At 59.0% G+C, this 23,347-nt stretch carries 23 protein-coding genes; 13 read left to right on the top strand and 10 right to left on the bottom strand.

What is annotated here, in order from left to right:
- Positions 1–12: 12 nt before the first annotated feature.
- Positions 13–1,368 (top strand): proline-specific permease ProY, encoded by a 1,356-nt coding sequence (gene proY / locus C1N84_RS14200; protein ID WP_058775216.1) that lies wholly within the window; start codon positions 13–15, stop codon positions 1,366–1,368.
- A gap of 42 nt (positions 1,369–1,410) precedes the next feature.
- Here proY and C1N84_RS14195 read toward each other — a convergent pair whose 3' ends face one another.
- From C1N84_RS14195 to C1N84_RS14180, 4 genes are all read right to left on the bottom strand, one after another.
- Positions 1,411–3,363 (bottom strand): acyltransferase family protein, encoded by a 1,953-nt coding sequence (locus C1N84_RS14195; RefSeq protein WP_264441578.1) that lies wholly within the window; start codon positions 3,361–3,363, stop codon positions 1,411–1,413.
- 276 nt (positions 3,364–3,639) lie between these two features.
- Positions 3,640–4,875 carry a histidine-type phosphatase gene (locus C1N84_RS14190; protein ID WP_264441577.1) on the bottom strand — a complete coding sequence of 412 codons (1,236 nt, stop codon included), beginning with the start codon at positions 4,873–4,875 and terminating at the stop codon, positions 3,640–3,642.
- Positions 4,872–5,681: an inositol monophosphatase family protein gene (locus C1N84_RS14185; RefSeq protein ID WP_021507151.1), complete on the bottom strand. Its 810-nt coding sequence runs from the start codon at positions 5,679–5,681 to the stop codon at positions 4,872–4,874. The genes C1N84_RS14190 and C1N84_RS14185 overlap by 4 nt, the downstream gene beginning before the upstream one ends.
- A 162-nt stretch (positions 5,682–5,843) precedes the next feature.
- The gene (locus C1N84_RS14180) at positions 5,844–6,425 is read right to left on the bottom strand and encodes an ACP phosphodiesterase (protein ID WP_021507152.1); all 582 of its coding nucleotides are present in this window, start codon (positions 6,423–6,425) and stop codon (positions 5,844–5,846) included.
- Between the two features lie 104 nt (positions 6,426–6,529).
- On the opposite strand from C1N84_RS14180, the gene queA reads away from it, so the two are divergent.
- Genes queA through secF form a run of 5 tightly spaced genes read left to right on the top strand, consistent with a single transcriptional unit; the run spans position 6,530 to position 11,974 of the window.
- Entirely contained in the window at positions 6,530–7,600 is a 1,071-nt protein-coding gene (gene queA, locus C1N84_RS14175) for a tRNA preQ1(34) S-adenosylmethionine ribosyltransferase-isomerase QueA (RefSeq protein WP_211725163.1), read from the top strand.
- A 39-nt stretch (positions 7,601–7,639) separates the two neighbouring features.
- Positions 7,640–8,764, top strand: coding sequence for a tRNA guanosine(34) transglycosylase Tgt (gene tgt, locus C1N84_RS14170; RefSeq protein ID WP_021507154.1), 1,125 nt, complete (start codon positions 7,640–7,642; stop codon positions 8,762–8,764).
- Positions 8,765–8,789: 25 nt separating this feature from the next.
- The gene (yajC, locus tag C1N84_RS14165; protein WP_021507155.1) at positions 8,790–9,122 is read left to right on the top strand and encodes a preprotein translocase subunit YajC; all 333 of its coding nucleotides are present in this window, start codon (positions 8,790–8,792) and stop codon (positions 9,120–9,122) included.
- A gap of 25 nt (positions 9,123–9,147) precedes the next feature.
- Positions 9,148–10,995, top strand: a complete 1,848-nt coding sequence (secD, locus tag C1N84_RS14160; RefSeq protein WP_071813591.1) for a protein translocase subunit SecD — start codon at positions 9,148–9,150, stop codon at positions 10,993–10,995.
- A 10-nt stretch (positions 10,996–11,005) separates the two neighbouring features.
- Positions 11,006–11,974 carry a protein translocase subunit SecF gene (gene secF, locus C1N84_RS14155; RefSeq protein ID WP_058769379.1) on the top strand — a complete coding sequence of 323 codons (969 nt, stop codon included), beginning with the start codon at positions 11,006–11,008 and terminating at the stop codon, positions 11,972–11,974.
- Positions 11,975–12,039: 65 nt separating this feature from the next.
- On the opposite strand, the gene C1N84_RS14150 is transcribed toward secF, so the two are convergent.
- Together C1N84_RS14150 and lysM are read right to left on the bottom strand one after the other, a co-directional pair.
- Positions 12,040–12,612, bottom strand: coding sequence for a SadB/YajI family lipoprotein (locus C1N84_RS14150; RefSeq protein WP_058775221.1), 573 nt, complete (start codon positions 12,610–12,612; stop codon positions 12,040–12,042).
- Between the two features lie 15 nt (positions 12,613–12,627).
- Positions 12,628–13,065, bottom strand: coding sequence for a peptidoglycan-binding protein LysM (gene lysM, locus C1N84_RS14145; RefSeq protein ID WP_058769381.1), 438 nt, complete (start codon positions 13,063–13,065; stop codon positions 12,628–12,630).
- 171 nt (positions 13,066–13,236) lie between these two features.
- Between lysM and nrdR the strand changes: the two genes are divergently transcribed.
- From nrdR to pgpA, 6 genes are all read left to right on the top strand, one after another.
- Entirely contained in the window at positions 13,237–13,686 is a 450-nt protein-coding gene (gene nrdR / locus C1N84_RS14140) for a transcriptional regulator NrdR (RefSeq protein WP_031279647.1), read from the top strand.
- Between the two features lie 3 nt (positions 13,687–13,689).
- Entirely contained in the window at positions 13,690–14,793 is a 1,104-nt protein-coding gene (gene ribD, locus C1N84_RS14135; RefSeq protein WP_058769382.1) for a bifunctional diaminohydroxyphosphoribosylaminopyrimidine deaminase/5-amino-6-(5-phosphoribosylamino)uracil reductase RibD, read from the top strand.
- Between the two features lie 93 nt (positions 14,794–14,886).
- Positions 14,887–15,357 carry a 6,7-dimethyl-8-ribityllumazine synthase gene (gene ribE / locus C1N84_RS14130; protein ID WP_058769383.1) on the top strand — a complete coding sequence of 157 codons (471 nt, stop codon included), beginning with the start codon at positions 14,887–14,889 and terminating at the stop codon, positions 15,355–15,357.
- A 19-nt stretch (positions 15,358–15,376) separates the two neighbouring features.
- On the top strand, positions 15,377–15,796 hold the full coding sequence (nusB, locus tag C1N84_RS14125) for a transcription antitermination factor NusB (RefSeq protein ID WP_031279648.1): 420 nt from the start codon (positions 15,377–15,379) through the stop codon (positions 15,794–15,796).
- A 46-nt stretch (positions 15,797–15,842) separates the two neighbouring features.
- A complete protein-coding gene (gene thiL, locus C1N84_RS14120; protein ID WP_021507164.1) occupies positions 15,843–16,820 on the top strand; it encodes a thiamine-phosphate kinase in 978 nt (325 codons plus the stop codon).
- A gap of 25 nt (positions 16,821–16,845) precedes the next feature.
- On the top strand, positions 16,846–17,298 hold the full coding sequence (pgpA, locus tag C1N84_RS14115) for a phosphatidylglycerophosphatase A (RefSeq protein ID WP_370586268.1): 453 nt from the start codon (positions 16,846–16,848) through the stop codon (positions 17,296–17,298).
- Between the two features lie 183 nt (positions 17,299–17,481).
- Here the strand turns inward: pgpA and C1N84_RS14110 are convergent, their stop codons facing one another.
- The 4 genes from C1N84_RS14110 to xseB form a co-directional block, all read right to left on the bottom strand.
- The gene (locus C1N84_RS14110; protein WP_264441576.1) at positions 17,482–18,456 is read right to left on the bottom strand and encodes an aldo/keto reductase; all 975 of its coding nucleotides are present in this window, start codon (positions 18,454–18,456) and stop codon (positions 17,482–17,484) included.
- 67 nt (positions 18,457–18,523) lie between these two features.
- Entirely contained in the window at positions 18,524–20,389 is a 1,866-nt protein-coding gene (dxs, locus tag C1N84_RS14105) for a 1-deoxy-D-xylulose-5-phosphate synthase (RefSeq protein ID WP_058775224.1), read from the bottom strand.
- A gap of 19 nt (positions 20,390–20,408) precedes the next feature.
- Positions 20,409–21,308 (bottom strand): (2E,6E)-farnesyl diphosphate synthase, encoded by a 900-nt coding sequence (ispA, locus tag C1N84_RS14100; RefSeq protein ID WP_021507168.1) that lies wholly within the window; start codon positions 21,306–21,308, stop codon positions 20,409–20,411.
- On the bottom strand, positions 21,308–21,550 hold the full coding sequence (gene xseB, locus C1N84_RS14095; protein WP_058757966.1) for an exodeoxyribonuclease VII small subunit: 243 nt from the start codon (positions 21,548–21,550) through the stop codon (positions 21,308–21,310). The genes ispA and xseB overlap by 1 nt, the downstream gene beginning before the upstream one ends.
- Positions 21,551–21,784: 234 nt before the next feature.
- On the opposite strand from xseB, the gene thiI reads away from it, so the two are divergent.
- Positions 21,785–23,233, top strand: coding sequence for a tRNA uracil 4-sulfurtransferase ThiI (thiI, locus tag C1N84_RS14090; RefSeq protein ID WP_021507170.1), 1,449 nt, complete (start codon positions 21,785–21,787; stop codon positions 23,231–23,233).
- Positions 23,234–23,347: the final 114 nt, after the last annotated feature.

The following is a 23,347-nucleotide window of genomic DNA, read 5'->3' as shown; positions in this document are numbered from 1 at the left end:
GTACTGTTTGTTATGCAAGAAACCAATAAGCTCAAACGCGGACTGAGCACGCGCCACATCCGTTTTATGGCGCTGGGATCGGCGATCGGCACCGGGCTGTTTTACGGCTCGGCAGATGCCATCAAAATGGCAGGCCCCAGCGTACTGCTGGCCTACATCATCGGCGGCGCCGTGGCGTATATCATCATGCGCGCGCTGGGCGAGATGTCGGTTAACAATCCGCAGGCCAGCTCGTTTTCACGCTACGCGCAGGATTACCTCGGACCGCTGGCGGGCTATATCACCGGCTGGACGTACTGCTTTGAAATCCTGATTGTGGCGATCGCCGACGTCACGGCTTTTGGTATCTACATGGGCGTGTGGTTCCCGGAGGTGCCGCACTGGATTTGGGTGCTGTCGGTGGTGCTGATCATCGGCGCCATCAACCTGATGAGCGTGAAGGTGTTTGGCGAAGTGGAGTTCTGGTTCTCCTTCTTCAAAGTTGCCACCATCATCATCATGATCGTGGCCGGTTTCGGCATGATTTTCTGGGGCATCGGCAACGGCGGTCAGCCGACCGGCATCCATAACCTGTGGACCAACGGCGGCTTCTTTGCTCACGGTATCGTCGGCATGCTGCTGTCGCTGCAGATGGTGATGTTCGCCTACGGCGGCATTGAGATCATTGGTATCACCGCCGGCGAAGCTAAAGATCCGGCGAAATCGATCCCGCGCGCCATCAACTCCGTACCGCTGCGCATTCTGGTGTTCTATGTCGGCACGCTGTTTGTGATCATGTCGATCTATCCCTGGAACCAGGTCGGTACCGCAGGCAGCCCGTTCGTACTGACTTTCCAGCACCTCGGCATCGCCGCCGCCGCCTCCATTCTGAACTTTGTGGTGCTGACGGCCTCGCTGTCGGCGATTAACAGCGATGTGTTTGGCGTCGGCCGCATGCTGCACGGTATGGCGCAGCAGGGTCATGCGCCGAAGATGTTTATGAAGGTGTCGAATCGCGGCATTCCGTGGGTCACGGTGCTGGTGATGATGCTTGCCATGCTGGTGGCGGTGTACCTCAACTATCTGATGCCGGAAAAAGTGTTCCTGGTGATTGCCTCGCTGGCGACGTTTGCCACCGTGTGGGTGTGGATTATGATTCTGCTGTCGCAGATCGCGTTCCGCCACAAAATCGGCAAAGAGCAGGCCGGTAAGCTGCAGTTTGCTCTGCCGGGCGGCAGCGCTACGGCGTGGGTGGGAGTGCTGTTCCTTGCCTTTATCATCGCGCTGATTGGCTACTTCCCGGATACGCGTATCTCGCTGTACGTCGGGTTTGCGTGGATTGTCCTGCTGCTGCTGGCGTGGCCGCTGGCGAAGAAACGTAAAGCGTAAGAAGCTTTACTGCGGGCGAAGCGAGACTTCGCCCGCGTTGCATTACCAGTTTTTCCCCAGCGCCATCTCTCCGCCGTACGGATTCAGGTGATTGTTGTCATACCAGAGCGGCATGCCCTGATGAGTGACCAGACACCCCTGCGCATTACACAACGTCTCCTGCAGTGACAACACGCGCACGCCGCGCTGCTGATAATCCTTTAACAGATTTGCCACCGATGCGTTTGGCATCTGCATCTGCTGCGTGCGTTCCGCCGCCAGCGCCGCGCCATCCTGCGCGCTGAGCCAGCTATTCAGGCTGCGGCGCAGCGGCATATTGCGGTTATGGCTGTAGCGCAGCGGATCGAGCGTGATGGTCGGCACATCGTCTATCAGGGTGATCTTTTTCCCTGCCGCCAGCAGCTGCGCCACCACGGTATCCAGCCCGCTTTTCAGCGCCTGCAGATTGTCCTGCGCCGGATCGCGGAGACTGCGGAATCCGCTGCCCGGCTGCGCACTGAGGCCCGCCGCCCAGAACGCGCTGATCACCACTTCGTCTATTTTATCGCTCAGGATGATCGGCAGAACCCGCTGATTAAAATCGAGGCACTGCTGTGCATGCTGCGGTTTTTGCGGCATCGCGCGCGTGGCCTCAAGCAGGAAAGGGCAGGAGGCTTTGGTCAGCTGAAACAGCGGTTTCTGCTGCCGCCGGGCGTAATCGGCGACGTTGGCCGCCAGCGCCGCGGCATGGCTGTCGCCAATCAGCGCTATCGCCGGTGTGTCACTCTGCGGCTGGCACTGCGCATCACGGGCGGGCCGCGTGGCGCCGTAATCCAGCAGGCAGGGATCGCGCTGGGCGGCGACTTTCCATTCGTCGCCGAGCATCACCGCTTCACTGACGCGCGATTTCAGGCCACCGCTCTGCCACAGCAGCACCATGGCACCGGCTGCCAGCAGCGACGAGGCGCAGTAGCCGGGGATCAGCCAGCGCGTACCGCTGCGCGCCCGACGGAATGGCTGTTCGACGAAGCGCCAGGAGAGCCAGGCGATGACCAGCGCCACGGCACAGATGCTCAACGCCTGCCAGATACTGAGCGGTCGATCGCTGCAGATGCGTGCCAGACTGAGCAGCGGCCAGTGCCACAGATACCACGAGTAGGAAATTTTACCGATGAAGCGCATCGGCGCGTTCTCCAGCAGCCGCTGATTGAGCGGGCTGCGTGCACCGATCATCAGACAGGCCGCCAGCACCGGCAGCAGTGCCAGCCAGCCGGGAAAGCGATCGCTATGGCTGAGTAACAGCGTGGCACCGATGATCAGCAGCCAGCCAGCGAGATGACAGAGGCAGGCCAGCCGGCCGGTGACGGGGCGGGGTTGCCACAGCGCCAGCAGCACGCCGGCACCCAGCTCCCAGGCGCGGGTTGGCAGCAGATAAAACGCCTGAGTGCTGGAGAGGGGCGTTAACCACAGGCAGCCGGCCAGCGACAGCAGGCTGAGCAGTAGCACCACGCCGGTCATTGTGCGCCGCAGCCGCACGGCCAGCAGCAGAACAAACGGCAGCACGATATAGAACTGCTCCTCAATGCCCAGCGACCAGGTCATCAGGAGCGGATTGAGATCGGCATCCGCACTGAAATAGTCGCCACTCTTCAGTAACAGCATATTGGGCACCGAGAGAAACACCGCCATGCTGTATTTTGCCAGCTGGCTTAATTCCAGCGGTGATAACAGCAGATAACCGAGCAGCAGCAATACCATCAGCATAAAAAACAGTGCGGGCGCAATACGCCGGATGCGGCGTAAATAAAACTGATAAAACGAGAAGGTGCCGGCGGTAATTTCTTTACTGATAATACCACCAATTAAAAAGCCGGAAATAACGAAAAATATATCGACGCCAATAAAGCCACCCGGCACGGCGCTGACGCCGCAGTGGAACAGCACAACCAATATAATGGCGACAGCGCGCAGACCATCGATATCCGGACGATAGCGCAGCGAGACAGGTACAGACATAACAGGATCCCAGTTATTCAATGTTAATTTGCGATTTTATTACTGCGGGTAAAAATAGCTCGGCGCATCCTGTCGCCGAAAAATGTAAAAAGAGAAAGGTATTACTAAGGGATGATTGACCCGTGCAGCATATCGCAGTTTTTCAGCGCTAACGCTTTTAAGGGAAAAAAAAGAAAAGTCTCAGATAACCGTGCCCATCAGCTTGCAGTTTATTGCTGTAATTTCGCTGCAGGAATAAGCCGGCGTAATCTGTCTGGCTTAACCCGGCGGCTGGCGTCAGGGATAGTCCACGGGGATTACCGCGCGCTGATCAATGGCGGTGCGCCAGTGCTCAAGTGTCGATTGATAAGGACACAGCGTACCCACCGCCGTCTGGCGACAGTTTTGCTGATGCCACTCCTGGCGCAGCAGCGGGTGCTGCCGATCGATCGGCGTTAGCTGGCGTAGCGCATCCAGACTTTGCGCCTGAAAATAGACGCGCAACAGCAGCGTCTGCGTCTGGTTATCGCGCCAGCGCTCAAACACCAGGCTGCTGCCGGGCGGAATATTACCGCGCGCGTAGCCGGGCAGTTGCCAGCTGAAGCCGATCAGCGTGCGTAACATGGCGATATTGGTGTCGTGTGCCACCAGCAGCAGCCAGCGGGTGGAGGGCGTCGCCGCATCGTCCTGCAGGTTGCGCACCACCGCGTCCAGCAGCATCGACGCACGCTTTTGCGCGATATATGGCACATCATTACTCAGATCGTAATTGGCGGTCAGCAGCGGCAGCAGGGCGCTGATCTGCTGCGCCCGGGTGATGTTGCCCCACGCCAGCTGGCTGAACGGCAGATTTTCGCTCCAGCCGAGCCGTAAGGTTTCGGCCATGCTGGCCAGCACGCTGAGACCCTGCACGTAGGTATGGCCGCTTTTACTCTGCTTCAGCTGCCAGGGGCGATCGAAGAACGGGCAATCTGCCGCACACACCGCCTGCCTGAGCTGCTGCACGGCGGGCTGTAAACGCTGTTGCAGTGCGGTGAGATCGCCGGCGCGCGCCGCGACCGCTGCCCGCTCCGTGGCAGCATCCGTTTGGCCGAACGGCAGTTTTTCGCTCTGAAATAGCGGATCGACCGCCCCCGCGACGTGATGAACTGCCACATCGCAGTCAGGAAAGGCACCCTGCAGCAGTGCCTGCGCCGTGGCGCGGGTGCGCTGCAGCGGACTGGCGCGCACGTAGATTTGCCCGGCATCGGGACAGCCGGCACGCAGCAGGCCGAGCTGGCGATAGTGTTCACCCTGCCAGCGACCTTTATTCACGACCGCTGCATAACCGTGTGCGGTGAGTTCGCCGTCGGCGCTGCGCCAGCGCGGCCAGGCGCGCTGGGTGGCGGCTTCGATTTCCGTACGGTTACCTGCGGTGGGAGGACGCACGCCGTGACGACTGATCTCTACCACTTTTTCCAGCTGGTAGCGCGACTGCGCCTGCGCGGTGAGCGCCAGCAAAGCCAGCAGCGCGCTCAGCAGCAGACGTGTCATAGCGTTGGCTGTGCCGGCAGCAGCGCTTTGAGCTGCGGATAGAGCACCGCGTTGGCCAGCAGCACCGGATTACCCTGTTGCAGGCCGTGGTGGCTGAGATAATCGTTGGTGACGCCGCCCGCTTCGCGCATCAGCACAATGCCGGGCAGGCCATCCCACGGATTCATATGCGCTTCGTAATAGCCAATCAGCCGGCCGGCGGCCGCCCAGGCGCTCATCAGCGCACCGGAACCGTTGCGGATAAACATGCCGCCCTGCGCCAGCAGCTGGCTGATAAAGGTGGTCAGCGGTTCAATCGGCTGGCTGTTCGAGCTGCTAAGGCCCAGCAGCCCCTGGTCGAGCCGCTGCGCGCTGTGTGCCTGAATGCGCTTGTCATTCACCCAGGCACCTTTGCCGCGGCAGGCGTGGAAGGTTTCCTGATGATTAGGATCGCTGACTACGCCAATCACCGGCTGATCGTCACAGACAATCGCCAGCGAGACGCACCAGTTGTGCAGGCCATTAAGAAAGCTGCTGGTGCCGTCAATCGGATCGATGACCCAGATAAAGCGCGCGCCGCTGACGTCACCGCCGCTCTCTTCACCCAGCACCGCATCGTCAGGAAAACGCTCATGAATCAGGTGTTTTACCAGCAGCTCAACGTTGCGATCCGCCTCGCTGACTACATCCTGCAAATCCTTCTTGTGCTCCACCACCAGCTGATGGCGCTGCTGATACCACGCCAGCGCGCGGCTGGCGGCGGTTTTCGCCACCTCACAGGCATAGTGATAACGGGCATCTAATTCGGTTAGCGTAGCTGATGACATTTTTCCCTCTTATCATTCACTGGCAATCGACGTGGCGAACCACGCCGGATAAAGCGCCATGGCTGTGTGACTGGCTTAACAAAAGTTAAGCAAGGCTTCATTAAGCCGCAGATGGCTGCGGCTGGCAAGGGGAGGCAATGCGGGGCAGCGGCAAATTGTGCTTCACAGCTGCCGGGCGCGCGCGGCGGCCATCAGGCGTGGATAGAACTGGAAAAACAGCGGTTCGAGCTGGGTGTAGTGGTCGACAAAATCCTGATAGGAGTCGCGCAGCGCCGCCAGCCGCGGCCGGCGATGCGCCATGCCGCTTAGCACGCGCGCCAGCCGCGCCGGGTCAGCATAGTGTTCAAACCAGCGTTCGCGCCACATTACCGCGTTGAGCTCGATAAAATCGGTCGGCGTGCCGGGCAGCTGCGGCACAATATCGCGCTCGGCGGCGGCGCTAAAATCAGACAGCGACTGCGCCGGATGTAGCTGATCCCAGTGGCGCGCCAGGAAGTGGTCCCAGATCACGTCGAGGGTGATTGGCGCCACGCGGCGCGTTTCGGCGCGGAACAGCTGACGCGCGCTGCGCACTTCCGGCAGGTTATCGGTCAGCACGTCAATGCGCCGGTGCAGGGCAATACCGGCCACCACTGGCTGCGGCCACTGCGCCTCAACGTTGCCGCGCACAAAGTCGGCCAGCAGATTACCCAGCAGTGAGCTGTCGGCCAGGGTTGCGAGGTGAAGGTGAGCAAGAAAGTTCATGGCGCATTATAGGCAGAATCACACCGGCGCAGCCAGTTGTTCAGAATTGCCCACTTTTCCGCTAAACTATGCCGCCTGTTTTTTGAGTCCTGAAGAAGTGATGCATGCGTGTAGCCGATTTTGCCTTTGAATTACCGGAATCTTTGATCGCCCATTATCCGCAGGCGCAGCGCAGCGGATGTCGTCTGCTGTCGCTGGATGGCCCGAGCGGGGCGCTGAACCATGGCGTGTTTACTGATGTGCTGGATAAGCTCAATCCGGGCGATCTGCTGGTGTTCAATAATACCCGGGTGATTCCGGCGCGCGTCTATGGCCGTAAAGCCAGCGGCGGCAAAATTGAGATGCTGGTTGAGCGCATGCTGGATGACAAACGCGTGCTGGCGCACGTGCGCGCCTCCAAAGCGCCGAAGCCGGGTGCCGAATTACTGCTGGGCGACGACGAAAGCGTCAAAGCCACCATGGTGGCGCGCCACGATGCGCTGTTCGAAATCGAGTTTGCGGACGAGCGCGCGGTGCTGGATATCCTGAACAGCGTCGGCCATATGCCACTGCCGCCGTACATCGATCGTCCGGATGAGGAAGCTGACCGCGAGCTGTACCAGACGGTGTACAGCGCGCGCCCCGGCGCGGTGGCAGCGCCGACCGCCGGTCTGCACTTCGATGAGCCGCTGCTGGCGGCGCTGAAGGCGAAAGGCGTGGAGATGGCGTTTGTGACGCTGCACGTCGGCGCTGGCACCTTCCAGCCGGTGCGCGTAGAAAACATCAACGATCACATCATGCACTCTGAATATGCCGAAGTGCCGCAGGACGTGGTGGACGCAGTGCTGGCGTGCAAAGCGCGCGGTAACAAAGTGGTGGCGGTGGGCACCACCTCGGTGCGTTCGCTGGAGAGCGCAGCGCAGGCCTGCCAGGATGGGCTGATCGCGCCGTTTTTCGATGACACGCAGATCTTTATCTATCCGGGCTATCGCTACCAGGTGATTGATGCGCTGATCACCAACTTCCACCTGCCGGAATCGACGCTGATTATGCTGGTCTCGGCGTTTGCCGGTTATCAACACACCATGGCGGCTTATCAGAGCGCGGTGGCGGAGCAGTACCGTTTCTTTAGCTACGGGGATGCGATGTACATCACCCGTAATCCACAGGCTCCCGACGAAATCGTTGGTGGCTGAGTAATCAGACTGTTTCTCTGATTATCGAAAGAGGTCAATGTGAAATTTGAATTAGATACCACCGACGGGCGCGCGCGCCGTGGCCGTCTGGTCTTTGATCGCGGCGTCGTGGAAACCCCGGCGTTTATGCCGGTCGGCACCTACGGCACGGTCAAAGGCATGACGCCGGAAGAAGTGAAAGAGACCGGCGCGCAGATCCTGCTGGGTAACACCTTCCACCTGTGGCTGCGTCCGGGGCAGGAGATCATGAAACTGCACGGCGACCTGCACGATTTCATGCACTGGCAGGGCCCAATCCTGACCGACTCCGGCGGCTTCCAGGTATTCAGCCTCGGCGATATCCGTAAGATCACCGAAGCCGGCGTGCATTTCCGCAACCCGATCAACGGCGACCCGATTTTCCTCGACCCGGAAAAATCGATGGAGATTCAGTACGATCTCGGCTCCGACATTGTGATGATCTTCGACGAATGTACGCCGTATCCGGCGGACTGGGATTACGCTAAACGCTCGATGGAGATGTCACTGCGCTGGGCGCAGCGCAGCCGCGACCGCTTTGACGCGCTCGGTAACAAAAATGCGCTGTTTGGCATTATTCAGGGCGGGGTTTACGAAGATTTACGTGATGTCTCGGTTAAAGGTCTGGTAGAGATTGGCTTTGATGGGTACGCTGTGGGCGGCCTGGCGGTGGGTGAACCGAAAGAGGACATGCACCGCATCCTGGAACACGTCTGTCCGCAAATTCCGCAAGACAAACCGCGTTATTTGATGGGCGTCGGCAAACCGGAAGATCTGGTGGAAGGCGTTCGCCGCGGTATCGATATGTTTGACTGTGTTATGCCAACGCGTAACGCGCGCAACGGCCATCTGTTCGTCACCGATGGCGTGGTGAAAATCCGCAATGCGAAATACAAAGATGACACCGCGCCGCTGGATGCGGAGTGTGATTGTTACACCTGTCGCAATTACACGCGTGCCTACTTGCATCATCTTGATCGCTGTAACGAAATACTGGGCGCACGTCTGAACACCATCCACAATCTGCGCTATTACCAGCGTCTGATGGCGGGTTTACGCCAGGCCATCGAAGAGGGTAAATTAGAGCACTTTGTTAGCGAGTTCTACCAACGGACGGGCAAAGCGGTTCCACCGTTAAACGTCTGATAATTCTATCAATGAGGGAAATTTAATGAGCTTTTTCATTTCTGACGCCGTGGCCGCAGCTGGCGCTCCGTCTCAGGGAAGTCCGTATTCTCTGGTGATCATGCTGGTGGTTTTTGGTCTGATTTTCTACTTCATGATCCTGCGTCCACAGCAGAAGCGCGCCAAAGATCACAAAAAGCTGATGGATTCCATCTCCAAAGGTGATGAAGTGCTGACCAACGGTGGCCTGGTGGGCCGCGTAACGAAAGTGGCTGAAACCGGCTACATCGCTATCGCCCTGAACGACACCACTGAAGTAGTGATTAAACGTGATTTCGTGGCCGCCGTTCTGCCGAAAGGTACAATGAAGGCGCTGTAATTTATTCTTCCCGAAGGGAACTGCCGTGTTAAACCGTTATCCTTTGTGGAAGTACATCATGCTGGTCGTCGTGATTCTCGTCGGCCTGCTGTATGCGCTTCCTAACCTTTATGGTGAGGATCCGGCCGTTCAGATCACTGGTGCGCGCGGTGGCGCCGCCAGTGAGCAAACGTTGGATCAGATCCAGACCGTATTAAAACAAGACAATATCCAGAGCAAATCCCTCGCGCTGGAAAATGGTGCCATTCTGGCCCGTTTCGCTAACACGGATATTCAGCTGCGCGCGCGTGAAGCCATCACCAATGCGCTGGGCGAAGATTTCGTTGTGGCCCTTAACCTGGCCCCTGCCACACCGCGCTGGCTGACCATGCTGGCCGCTGAACCGATGAAACTCGGCCTCGATCTGCGCGGCGGCGTGCACTTCCTGATGGAAGTCGACATGGATACTGCCCTCGGCAAGCTGCAGGAGCAGAATGCTGATGGCCTGCGCAGCGATCTGCGCGAAAAAAATATCCCTTACACCAACGTTAGCAAAATCGCTAACTACGGCACCGAAATACGCTTCCGCGACGGCGCCAGCCGTGATGCGGCCATCAGCTATCTGACGCCGCGCCATCGCGACCTGGTGATCACCAGCGCTGGCAGCGACACGCTGCGTGCGGTGATGACCGATGCGCGTCTGAGTGAAGCGCGCGAATATGCGGTGCAGCAGAACATTAACATCCTGCGTAACCGTGTGAACCAGCTGGGTGTTGCTGAGCCGCTGGTACAGCGTCAGGGCGCTGACCGCATCGTGGTTGAGCTGCCGGGTATCCAGGATACCGCGCGTGCTAAAGAGATTCTGGGTGCTACCGCAACGCTGGAGTTCCGCCTGGTCAACACCTCGGTGGATCCGAGCGCAGCCGCCAGCGGCCGCGTGCCGGGTGACTCGGAAGTGAAAAAGACGCGTGAAGGTCAGCCGGTGGTGCTGTACAAGCGCGTGATTCTCACCGGTGATCACATCACCGACTCGACGTCCAGCATGGATGAGTACAACCAGCCGCAGGTGAATATCTCGCTTGATGGCGCCGGCGGTAACATCATGTCCAACTTCACCAAGGACAACATCGGCAAGCCGATGGCGACCCTGTTTGTGGAGTACAAGGACAGCGGTAAGAAAGATGCGAACGGTCGTGCGATTCTGGTGAAGCAGGAAGAAGTGATTAACGTGGCGAACATTCAGTCGCGCCTCGGCAACAGCTTCCGAATTACCGGTATCAGCAACCCGAACGAAGCGCGTCAGCTGTCGCTGCTGCTGCGTGCCGGTGCGCTGATTGCGCCAATCCAGATTGTGGAAGAGCGGACCATCGGTCCTACCATGGGCCAGCAGAACATCACGCAGGGGCTCGAAGCCTGTCTGTGGGGTCTGATTGCCTCCATCATCTTTATGGTGGTGTTCTACAAGAAGTTTGGTCTGATTGCGACCAGCGCACTGCTGTGCAACCTGGTGTTGATTGTCGGCATCATGTCACTGTTACCGGGCGCCACGCTCACCATGCCGGGCATTGCCGGTATCGTACTGACGCTGGCGGTGGCGGTGGATGCTAACGTATTGATTAACGAACGTATTAAAGAAGAACTGCGTAACGGACGCTCGGTACAGCAGGCGATTCATGAAGGCTATAAAGGCGCCTTCTCCAGTATCGTCGACGCCAACGTCACCACGCTGATTAAAGTTATCATTCTTTATGCGGTCGGTACCGGCTCGATCAAAGGGTTTGCGATTACCACGGCTATCGGTATCGCGACTTCCATGTTCACCGCTATCGTCGGCACCCGTGCCATCGTTAACCTGGTGTACGGCGGCAAACGCATCAATAAGCTGTCTATCTGAGGAGTGCGTTGTGGCACAGGAATATAGTATTGAACAGCTGAACCATGGGCGTAAAGTCGTCGACTTTATGCGCTGGGACACGCTGGCCTTTATCATCTCCGGCCTGCTGATTGTGGCGTCCATCGCCATTATCGGTGTGCGCGGCTTTAACTGGGGGCTCGATTTCACCGGCGGGACGGTGATTGAGATCAACCTCGAGAAGCCGGCGGATCTGGATGCGCTGCGTGACGGGCTGGTGAAGGCAGGCTTTGAGGAGCCGCTGGTACAGAACTTTGGCAGCAGCCGTGATGTGATGGTGCGTATGCCACCGACCACCGGCAATGCAGGCCAGGAGCTGGGCAACAAAGTGGTCGCCTCGATCAACCAGACGACGCAGCAGAACGCGACCGTGAAGCGAATTGAGTTCGTGGGCCCGAGCGTGGGCAGCGATCTGGCGCAGGCCGGGGCGATGGCGCTGCTGTCGGCGCTGATTGCGATTCTGATCTACATCGGCTTCCGCTTTGAGTGGCGTCTGGCGCTGGGCACCGTGCTGGCGCTGGCGCACGACGTGATCATCACCTGCGGCATTCTGTCGCTGTTCCACATCGAGATCGATCTGACGATTGTGGCGTCGCTGATGTCGGTGATTGGTTACTCGCTCAACGATAAGATCGTGGTTTCCGACCGTATTCGTGAGAACTTCCGCAAAATCCGTCGCGGTTCTTCTTACGACATCACTAACGTGTCGCTGACCCAGACGCTGAGCCGTACGTTGATCACCTCGATCACCACGCTGGCGATGATCCTGATCCTGTTCATCTTTGGTGGCGCGCTGCTGAAAGGCTTCTCGCTGACCATGCTGATCGGTGTCACCATCGGTACCATTTCGTCGATCTACGTGTCGTCCGCGCTGGCGCTGAAGCTGGGCATGAAGCGTGAACACATGCTGGTGCAGAAAGTGGAGAAAGAGGGCGCCGATCAGCCTTCGATTCTGCCGTAATTGTGCCGGAGAAATGAAACGGGCTGCCTGAGTGCAGCCCGTTTTTTTTATGCCTGACGCCAGAATTACTGGCCTGCAACGACCGTGCTGGCGTCCGCCACCGCCTGCACATCATGCACGCGCACGTAGCCGGGCTGACCCGGTGCCAGCCCGCTGAGCCGCAGCGGTACGCTGACCGAACTGCGCGGCATCAGACTGGCGGGCACGGTAATGGTCTGACTCAGGCTGTCGGCGTTCAGCGGCTTGCCGCTGGCGGGATCCATTTCGCCCCATACCACGCGGGCGCTGAGTGCCGGCACTGGCTTATCATCGGTTGAACGGATATTCAGGTTAGCGCGGCTGCCGCTGGCTTCCCCCTCAACGTGCGACAGCGACAGGCGCAGTTTACCCAGCTGCGTCTGCAGCTCTACCGGCGTATTCGCCTGCGGGAGTAACCATGCGCCCTGCGTCGACTGGCTGTTGAGCTGCCCCTGAATCTCCAGCGCGCTGGCCTGACTGGTCAGTTTGCGCATCTGCTGGTTGAGCTGGCTCACTTCCTGATGCAGCGCTTTGACCTGAGGTGAAGCGGGGGTGGAGCTGCAACCACTGAGCACCAGCGCAGCAAGCGCTGCCGGCACCCAAATCATCCTGAACGTCATGCAATGTCCTTCCGGTTATTTAGGGATACGTAAAACCTGGCCGGGATAGATCTTATCAGGATGCGTCAGCATTGGCTTGTTCGCTTCAAAGATCTTGTTGTATTCGTTCGGCGTGCCGTACACCTGCTTCGAGATAGCGCTCAGGGTATCGCCTTTTTTCACCGTGTAGAATTCGGCCTGCGCAGCACTGTCACTGGTGGTCACGTTATCTTCCACTTTGGTGATGCCGGCCACGTTACCCGCCGCCACCAGAATCTTCTCTTTCAGCTCCTGCGAGATACCGTCACCGCTGACCTTCACGGTATCGCCCTGGACATCGACTTTCACTTTATCGCTGTCGGGCAGGCCGAGTTGATTAATGTGCTCCTGCAGCTTTTTGCTCTGGTCATCGCCGCCTGACACCGCATCCCACAGTTTTTCACCCGCTTCTTTGACGAAATTGAATAAACCCATACATCCTCCTGTCATTAAGCCGGATTGGCTCTCTAAGCTTAGTAACTTTTCACGGTTTGCTGTAACCGTCAGGCGTCGCTGTGAGCCAGGTGGCGATTCTGCGCCCTGTATTTTGTTGCAACCGGGAACGCGCTACACTATCTGCCCCCAATTCTCGCGACAGGAAACGTCATGCATTGCCCATTCTGCTCCGCTGTGGACACCAAAGTGATTGATTCACGTCTGGTTAGTGAAGGCTCCTCAGTGCGCCGCCGCCGCCAGTGCCTGGTATGCCATGAGCGTTTTACCACCTTTGAAGTGGCCGAGCTGGTAATGCCGCGCGTGGTGAAAAGCAACGACGTGCGCGAACCCTTTAACGAAGATAAGCTGGCCAGCGGCATGATGAAGGCGCTGGAGAAGCGTCCGGTAAGCGCAGATGCCGTCGACAACGCGGTCAATCACATCAAAACCCAGTTGCGCGCCACCGGCGAACGTGAAATTCCCAGCAAGCTGATTGGTAACCTGGTGATGGAAGAGCTGAAGAAGCTGGATAAAGTTGCTTATATTCGCTTCGCATCGGTGTACCGCAGTTTTGAAGATATTCGTGACTTTGGCGAAGAGATCGCCCGCTTACAGGATTAATCCATGACCGATGCGCACTACATGGCGCGCGCGCTGGAACTGGCGCGGCGCGGACAATATACCACCACCCCGAATCCTAACGTCGGCTGCGTTATCGTGCGCGATGGTGAGATCGTGGGCGAAGGCTGGCATCAGCGCGCCGGTGAACCGCACGCGGAAGTGCACGCGCTGCGCATGGCGGGTGACCACGCACGCGGTGCGACCGCGTATGTCACACTGGAACCCTGCAGCCATCACGGTCGGACGCCGCCGTGCTGCGATGCGCTGATTGCCGCCGGCGTCAGCCGGGTGGTCGCGGCGATGCAGGATCCTAATCCGCAGGTGGCCGGGCGCGGCTTGTATCGTTTACAGCAGGCCGGCATCGACGTGAGTCACGGCCTGATGATGAATGAAGCGGAAGCGCTTAATCGCGGTTTTCTCAAACGCATGCGTACCGGTTTTCCGTGGATTCAGCTCAAACTGGGTGCCTCGCTGGATGGCCGTACCGCTATGGCCAGCGGCGAAAGCCAGTGGATCACTTCCGCAGCGGCAAGGCGCGATGTGCAACGTTTACGTGCCCGCAGTTCAGCTATCCTTACCACCAGCGCCACCGTGCTGGCGGACAATCCGTCGCTGACGGTGCGCTGGGATGAACTGAGCGAGACCGTGCGCCAGCAGCTGGATGAGAGCCAGCTGCGTCAGCCGGTGCGGGTGGTGATCGACAGCCAGCAGCGCGTGACGCCGCAGCACCGTTTGATCGCCCAGCCCGGCGAAACCTGGCTGATGCGCACGGAGGCTGATGCACAAAGCTGGCCGCCGGGCGTGAGTCAGATTGAGGTGCCGCCGCGCGGTGAGCAGCTCGATCTGGTGGCGATGATGATGCTGCTCGGTCAGCGTCAGATCAACAGCGTGTGGGTCGAGGCCGGTGCCGGTCTGGCCGGTGCGCTGCTGCAGGCCGGACTGGTGGATGAACTGATCGTTTATCTGGCCCCGAAACTGCTGGGTAATGCCGCGCGCGGCCTGTGTGCGCTGCCGGGACTGGAAACGCTGGCCGATGCGCCAGCGCTGAATTTTAGCGATGTGCGTCAGGTCGGCGACGATTTACGGCTGACCCTGACACCGCGCTGAGCATGCACGGAAAAGCCTGAGCGCGTTGCCGAAGAGTATGATAGAATCCGCCCCCTTCTGCGGGGCCATAAAACAAACACCCAAAGGATATGTATGAAAGTTATCGAAGCTGCTGTTGCCACGCCTGATGCCAAGATTGCCATCGTTATTGCGCGTTTTAACAATTTCATCAATGACAGCCTGCTGGACGGTGCGGTTGACGCGCTGAAGCGTATTGGCCAGGTCAAAGCGGAAAACATCACCGTGGTCTGGGTACCGGGCGCTTACGAGCTGCCGCTGGCGGCACGCGCCCTGGCGAAAACCGGCAAGCACGACGCGATCGTTGCACTGGGCACGGTGATCCGTGGCGGTACCGCACACTTCGAATACGTGGCGGGTGAAGCCAGCTCCGGCATCGCTCACGTAGCGATGAACAGCGAAATTCCGGTGACCTTCGGCGTCCTGACCACCGAAAACATCGAGCAGGCGATTGAACGCGCCGGCACCAAAGCGGGTAACAAAGGCGCCGAAGCGGCCCTGACCGCACTTGAAATGATTAACGTATTGAAAGCCATCAAAGCCTGATTTTTGTAAGGGGAATTTTGTGAAACCTGCTGCTCGTCGTCGCGCCCGTGAGTGCGCTGTCCAGGCGCTTTACTCCTGGCAGTTGTCTAACAACGACATTGCCGATGTGGAATACCAGTTTCTGGCGGAACAAGACGTCAAAGACGTCGATATTAGCTATTTCCGCGAACTGCTGGCCGGTGTGGCGACCAACAGCGCGTTCCTGGACGGCCTGATGAAGCCTTACCTGTCGCGCCAGCTGGAAGAGCTGGGCCAGGTAGAAAAAGCCATCCTGCGCATTTCGCTCTATGAACTGAGCAAGCGTGACGATGTGCCGTACAAAGTGGCGATCAACGAAGGTATCGAACTGGCTAAAGTGTTTGGTGCTGAAGACAGCCATAAATTTGTTAACGGCGTGCTGGATAAAGCCGCTCCGCAAATTCGACCGAACAAAAAATAAGTGCAAAAGGCCGGCTCACCGGCCTTTTTTCATTGAGACCTGACTTATGTCCTGTGGTGAATTCGAACTGATCGCACGTTATTTTAACCGCGTCACCAGCTCCCGCCGCGATGTGGAGAAGGGAATTGGTGACGACTGCGCGTTACTTAACGTGCCGGAAAAACAGACGCTGGCCATCAGCACCGATACGCTGGTGGCGGGCGTGCATTTCTTACGTGATATCCATCCGGCCGATCTCGGCTACAAAGCGCTGGCGGTTAACCTGAGCGACCTGGCGGCGATGGGCGCCGATCCGGCATGGTTAACGCTGGCGTTAACCCTGCCCGAAGTGGATGAGCCGTGGCTGGCGGCGTTCAGCGACAGCCTGTTTGAGCTGCTGGATTATTACGATATGCAGCTGATAGGCGGCGATACCACGCGCGGGCCGCTCAGCCTGACGCTGGGCATTCATGGCCTGGTGCCGGCCGGCCGTGCGCTGAAGCGCGCCGGGGCCAAACCGGGTGACTGGATTTTTGTCACCGGCACGCTGGGCGACAGCGCTGCCGGCCTGTCGCTGCTGCAGCACCATCATCGCCTGAACGATCCGGCGGTGCATGAAGTGCTGATCAAGCGTCATCTGCGCCCGATGCCGCGCGTGCTGCAGGGCCAGGCGCTGCGCAATCTGGCGACATCAGCCATCGATCTGTCCGATGGCCTGATCTCCGATCTCGGCCACATTCTCACCGCCAGCCGCGTCGGTGCCCGCATCAATCTGGATGCGCTGCCGCTGTCGGCTGCGTTGCGCGATCACTTCGAGCCGGAACAGGTGCTGCGCTGGGCGCTGAGCGGGGGTGAAGATTATGAGCTGTGCTTTACCGTGCCGGAAGTCAATCGTGGTGCGCTGGATGTGGCGCTGGGCCATCTTGGCGTGGCGTATACCTGCATCGGCCAGATCGCGCCGGAAGCAGAAGGGCTGACGCTGCTGGAGAACGGCAAGCCGCGCAGTTTCCATCACAAGGGATTTGATCACTTTGACGCTAAATAAAGATGTGGCTAAAAGCCGTCTGCGCATGGCCAATCCGTGGCACCTGCTGGCGACCGGTTTTGGCAGCGGCCTGAGCCCGATTATGCCCGGCACCGCCGGTTCAATTGCCGCCATTCCCTTCTGGTGGCTGATGACGTTGCTGCCGCTGCAGCTGTATTCGCTGCTGGTGCTGATTGGCATCAGCGTGGGTGTCTACCTGTGTCACCGCACCGCGCGTGATATGGGCGTGCACGACCATGGCAGCATCGTGTGGGATGAGTTCATCGGCATGTGGATTACGCTGATGGCGATTCCGGCGATGAGCTGGCAATGGGTGCTGGCCGGCTTTGTGATTTTCCGTATTTTCGACATGTGGAAGCCGTGGCCGATTCGCTGGTTCGACCGTAATGTGCACGGCGGCATGGGCATTATGGTCGATGACATTATCGCCGGGGTCATTTCAGCGGCGATTTTGTATGGGTTGGGGCTGGTGCTTTAATGCGCCAGGTGCGCATGAATGCGCACCCTACAGAAAGCGTTGCCATGAATGCGTAGCCCACAGCAGGTCGCCAGGAATGCGTAGCCCTCAGGCAGGTCGTATGAATACGTAGACCACAGGCAGGTCGCCATGCATGCGCTGCCTGTGACATCAGGTCGCCCTGAAGGCGACCTGACTGGACCGTTACTCGAATCCCACCACCGGATGCGGTTGGTAGACGCTCTCCAGCTCGGCGATATCGGTTGAACTCAGCTCCACGTCGACGGCTTTCACCAGCTCGGCAAACTGCTGCTCGCGCGAGGCACCAATAATCGGCGCGGTAACCACCGGCTTATGCAGCAGCCATGCCAGCGCCACCTGCGCGCGCGTCACGCCTTTGTCCGCAGCCACCGTTGCCAGTCGTTGCGCAATGGCCGCGTCATTCTCTTCGGTGCCGGTATAGAGTTTTTCCATTACGTTATCCGACACCGAACGCGCAGTGGTTTCTCCCCACGGACGCGTCAGCTTACCGCGCGCCAGCGGGCTCCACGGCAGCACCGCGATGCCTTCGCGCTGGCACAGCGGATGCATCTCCTTCTCTTCTTCGCGCTGAATCAGGTTGTACTGATCCTGCATACTGACAAAACGCGCCCAGCCATGCTGCTGCTGTAACTGCAGCGCCTGCGCAAACTGTGTGGCATGCATCGAGGAAGCCCCGATGTAACGCGCTTTGCCTGACCGCACTACCTGATCGAGCGCTTCCAGCGTCTCTTCAATCGGCGTGGCGTAATCCCAGCGATGAATCTGCAGCAGATCGACATACTCCATACCAAGCCGCGTCAGGCTGTCATCAATCGACTGCAGAATATTGGTGCGCGACAGCCCCTGCGACAGGTTGCTCAGCGGAAAGTAGACTTTGGTCGCCACCACCACCCGATCGCGCTGCGCATAATCTTTGAGCGCGCGGCCGAGGATCTCCTCACTGCTGCCATCGGAGTAGCTGTTAGCGGTGTCGAAGAAGTTGATGCCCACGTCCAGCGCCTGCTTAATCAGCGGTCGGCTGCTCTCTTCCGGCAGCGTCCAGGCGTGATTACCGCGCAGCGGATCGCCATAGGTCATACAGCCTAAACAGAGACGTGAAACCTGCAGATCGGTCTGGCCTAAACGAACGGTTTTCATGAAGGGCTCCTGCTCTTATGCGTGGGGTTTTACCCTCAAGCATAGCAGCAGGAGCAGGGAAGGGCGGTTACTGCGCCAGCCAGGCGGCGATTTGCTGCTGGATGCCTGCGGCGTCCAGCTGATAATCCTGACGCACTTCTTCCTGCGTCCCCTGCGGAATAAACTCATCCGGCAGGCCGAGGTTAAGCACCGGCACGCGCAGGCGTTTCGCCATCACGTATTCGTTGACGCCGCTGCCGGCACCGCCTTTGATCGCGCCTTCTTCCAGCGTAATCAGTGCGTCGTGGCTGGCCGCCAGCTCGCTAATCAGGGCTTCATCCAGCGGCTTAACAAAGCGCATGTCGACCAGCGTGGCGTTGAGCGCCTCGGCGGCGGCCTGCGCTTCCGGCAGCAGAGTACCAAAGTTGAGGATGGCCAGCTGCTCGCCGCGACGCCGGATGACCCCTTTGCCAAGCGGCAGGCTGGCCAGCGGTTCCAGCGTGGCGCCGGTGCCGGTGCCGCGCGGATAGCGCACCGCGCTCGGGCCATCCTGATAGTGGTAGCCGGTGTAAAGCATCTGCCGGCACTCGTTTTCATCGCTTGGCGTCATGATCACCATGCCCGGCACGCAGCGCAGATAGGCGATATCAAACGCCCCCTGGTGCGTCTGGCCGTCGGCACCCACGATACCGCCGCGATCGATAGCAAACAGTACCGGCAATTGCTGAATTGCCACGTCGTGAATCACCTGATCGTAGGCGCGCTGCAGGAAGGTGGAGTAAATCGCCACCACCGGCTTATAACCGCCGATGGCCATGCCCGCGGCGAATGTCACCGCATGCTGCTCGGCGATCGCCACGTCAAAATACTGCTGCGGATAATCACGCGAGTAGCTCACCATGCCGGAGCCTTCGCGCATGGCCGGCGTCACGGCCATTAGCCGCGCATCGTCGGCGGCCATCTCGCTCAGCCAGTTACCAAAAATTTTCGAGTAGCTCGGCAGGCCCGGCGCGCTTTTCGGCAGCGAGCCGCTGGCCGGATCGAATTTTGGCACCGCGTGCCAGGTTATCGGATCTTCTTCCGCCGGCGCGTAGCCCTTGCCCTTTTTGGTCATGATGTGCAGGAACTGCGGCCCTTTCAGATCGCGCATATTCTTCAGCGTGCTGACCAGCGTCAGTACATCGTGACCATCGACCGGACCGATATAGTTAAAGCCCAGCTCCTCAAACAGCGTGCCCGGCACCACCATGCCTTTCAGGTGCTCTTCGGTGCGCTTCACCAGCTCTTTGATCGGCGGCAGGCCGCCCAGCACGCGCTTGCCGCCTTCGCGCAGGCGTGAATAGGTTTTCCCCGAGAGAATCTGCGCCAGGCGATTGTTCAGCGCGCCCACGTTCTCAGAGATCGACATCTCGTTGTCGTTGAGGATCACCAGCATGTCCGGCTTGATATCACCGGCGTGGTTCATGGCTTCAAACGCCATGCCCGCGGTAATCGCGCCGTCGCCAATGATACAGGCGGTACGGCGACCTTTGCCTTCGCGTTCGGCGGCCACGGCCATGCCGAGACCGGCGCTGATGGACGTCGACGAGTGGCCCACGCTCAGCACGTCATATTCGCTTTCGCCGCGCCACGGGAACGGGTGCAGGCCATTTTTCTGGCGGATAGTGCCGATACGGTCGCGGCGGCCGGTCAGAATCTTGTGCGGATAGGCCTGATGGCCGACGTCCCACACCAGATGATCAAACGGGGTGTTGTACACATAATGCAACGCGACGGTCAGCTCGACGACGCCCAGACCCGAAGCAAAGTGGCCGGACGAGCGGCTCACGCTGTCCAGCAGATACTGACGCAGCTCGTCGCACAGGTCCGGAAGTTTTTCTTTAGGCAGTAAACGTAATTCCTGAACCGTGCCTGCTAACGCCAGTGTCGGGTATTTTGCAATATCAAAACTCATCAGAGACTCATTATATAAGTTATTTATCGCGTTCAATTATAAAGCTGGCCAGCGCCTGCAGAGCGGACGTGTCATACGACTGTGCCGCCAGCACCTCCAGCGCGCCCAGTGCTTCGCGATAGAGATCCTGCGCTTTGGCCCGCGCGTTATCCAGTCCCAGCAGCGCCGGGTAAGTGCTTTTCCCCAGCGCCTGATCGGCTCCCTGGGTTTTGCCCAGAACGGCGGTATCGCCGACCACATCGAGGATGTCATCCTGCACCTGAAACGCCAGTCCGATGGCGTTGGCGTAGATATCCAGCTGCGGCAGCGCATCGCGGCCCGCTGCACCCGCAGTGAGGGCGCCGAGACGCACGGCGGCGCGGATCAGCGCGCCGGTTTTGTGGCGATGGATCTGCTCCAGCTGGTTCAGGTCCACGGATTGGCCTTCGGCGGCTAAATCCAGCGCCTGGCCACCGCACATCCCGGCCACGCCGCTGGCCTGCGCCAGTTCGGAAATCATGGCAATGCGATCCTGCGGGCTTACGCCGGGCATCGGCTGGTCCGCAAGAATGGTAAACGCCAGAGTTTGCAGGGCATCGCCGGCCAGAATCGCCGTGTCTTCGCCATATTTGATATGGCAGGTTGGCTGCCCGCGACGTAACGCATCGTCGTCCATCGCCGGCAGGTCATCATGAATCAATGAGTAAGCGTGAATGCACTCCACCGCTGCGGCGGGGGCATCCAGGCTGGCCGCCTCGGCGCGCAGCATCTCGCCAGTGGCATACACCAGAAACGGGCGCAGGCGCTTACCGCCCAATAGTGCCCCATATTGCATGGCGTTCACCAGAGGAGAACTCTGAAAAGGAAGTGGATCTATTAAGCGCGTCAACGCCTGGTTCACGCGCTCATGGTAGGCACGCTGCAGTTGCACGAAATCCATTACTCATTTTCCGGCGTGAAAGGGGCGAGCGGGGCGTCTTTGTCGTCGCTCAGCAGAATCTGCACGCGCTGTTCCGCCGCCTGCAGGGTTTGCTGGCCGCTGCGTGCCAGCTGTACGCCGCGCTCGAATTCATTCAGCGCCTCTTCCAGCGGCAGTTCGCCACTCTCCAGACGGCTGACAATCTGTTCCAGCTGCTGCAGTGCGTTTTCAAAACTCACGGGCGCTTCGGCTTTTTTCGGCATAATCAGTGTCGACTCACAGGTTGGGACATTATGTTGCAATCGGTCATGGTAGCCGACGGGCATTGATTAGCAAAATAATCAATGCGGCGAAGGTTGCTTACAGCAGTCACCCGACAAAGGTGATATACTTGCGCGCCTCGGATGCGGTGGCTGATGCCAACCCGCAATTATATGATTTTACCAGCTAAGTGTTGATGATTTTAGCACTTATTTGCCCAACGAAGCTGTGTCGCCATGAAGTTTATCATCAAGCTCTTCCCTGAAATCACCATCAAAAGTCAGTCGGTGCGCCTGCGCTTTATCAAAATTCTGACCGGTAACATCCGTAATACCCTGCGCACCCTCGACGAAGAGATCGCCGTGGTGCGCCACTGGGATCACATCGAAGTGCGCGCGAAGAAGGAAGCGCTGCGTGCCACCGTCACGGAAGAGCTGACGCGCATTCCCGGTATCCACCATGTGCTGGCGGTCGAAGACCGCGCCTATACCGACATGCACGATATCTTCGAGCAGACGCTGGCGCTCAACCGCGAGCGGCTGGAAGGCAAGAGCTTCTGCGTGCGCGTAAAGCGTCGCGGCAAGCACAGCTTTAGCTCGCAGGATGTGGAGCGCTACGTCGGCGGCGGTCTCAATCAGCACATTGAAAGCGCGCGCGTGCAGCTGAATCACCCGGATGTGACGGTGAATCTGGAGATTGAAGACGATCGTCTGCTGCTGATTACCGGCCGCTATGAAGGCCTGGGCGGCTTCCCGATCGGCACCCAGGAAGATGTGCTGTCGCTGATTTCCGGCGGCTTTGACTCCGGCGTCTCCAGCTATATGCTGATGCGCCGCGGCTGTCGCGTGCACTACTGCTTCTTTAACCTCGGCGGCGCGGCGCATGAAATCGGCGTGCGTCAGGTGGCGCACTATCTGTGGCAGCGTTTTGGCCGTTCACATCGCGTGCGTTTTGTCGCCATCAATTTTGAGCCGGTGGTGGGCGAGATTCTGGAAAAAGTTGATGACGGCCAGATGGGCGTGGTGCTGAAGCGCATGATGGTACGTGCGGCATCGATGGTGGCTGAGCGTTATGGCGTGCAGGCGCTGGTGACCGGTGAGGCGCTGGGCCAGGTCTCCAGCCAGACGCTGACTAACCTGCGTTTGATTGATAACGCGTCCGACACGCTGATTCTGCGCCCGCTGATCTCGCACGATAAAGAGCACATCATCAATATTGCGCGTCAGATCGGCACCGAAGACTTTGCCCGCACCATGCCGGAGTATTGCGGCGTGATTTCGAAAAGCCCCACGGTGAAAGCGGTGAAGGCGAAGATCGAAGCCGAAGAGCAGAACTTCGATTTCGACATTCTGCAGCGCGTGGTGCAGGAAGCCAGCAACGTCGATATCCGTGAAATTGCGGAGCAGACGGAAGAAGAAGTGGTGGAAGTGGAAACCGTGGCGTCCTTCAGCGGCAACGATGTGGTGCTGGATATCCGTTCGATTGATGAACAGGACGACAAGCCGCTGGCGCTGACCGGGGTGGAAGTGAAATCGCTGCCGTTCTATAAGCTGAGCACCCAGTTCGGCGATCTCGATCAGAGCAGAACCTGGTTGCTGTACTGCGATCGCGGCGTGATGAGCCGGTTGCAGGCGTTGTATCTGCATGAGCAGGGCTTTAAGAACGTGAAGGTGTATCGTCCGTAACCGCGGCGGGTGTTAAGCCTGGCGCGCCTGATTTCGGGTGCAGGGGCAAAACCCGGTACGCAGGAATGCGCATCCTGCAACCACCGCGACGAATAAAAATGTGCGCTGATCTCG

This window comes from Pantoea sp. SGAir0418 (genome assembly GCF_043529865.1).
The sequence above is the reverse complement of the archived record's forward strand: the minus strand, read 5'-3'. Positions and strand labels throughout refer to the sequence as shown.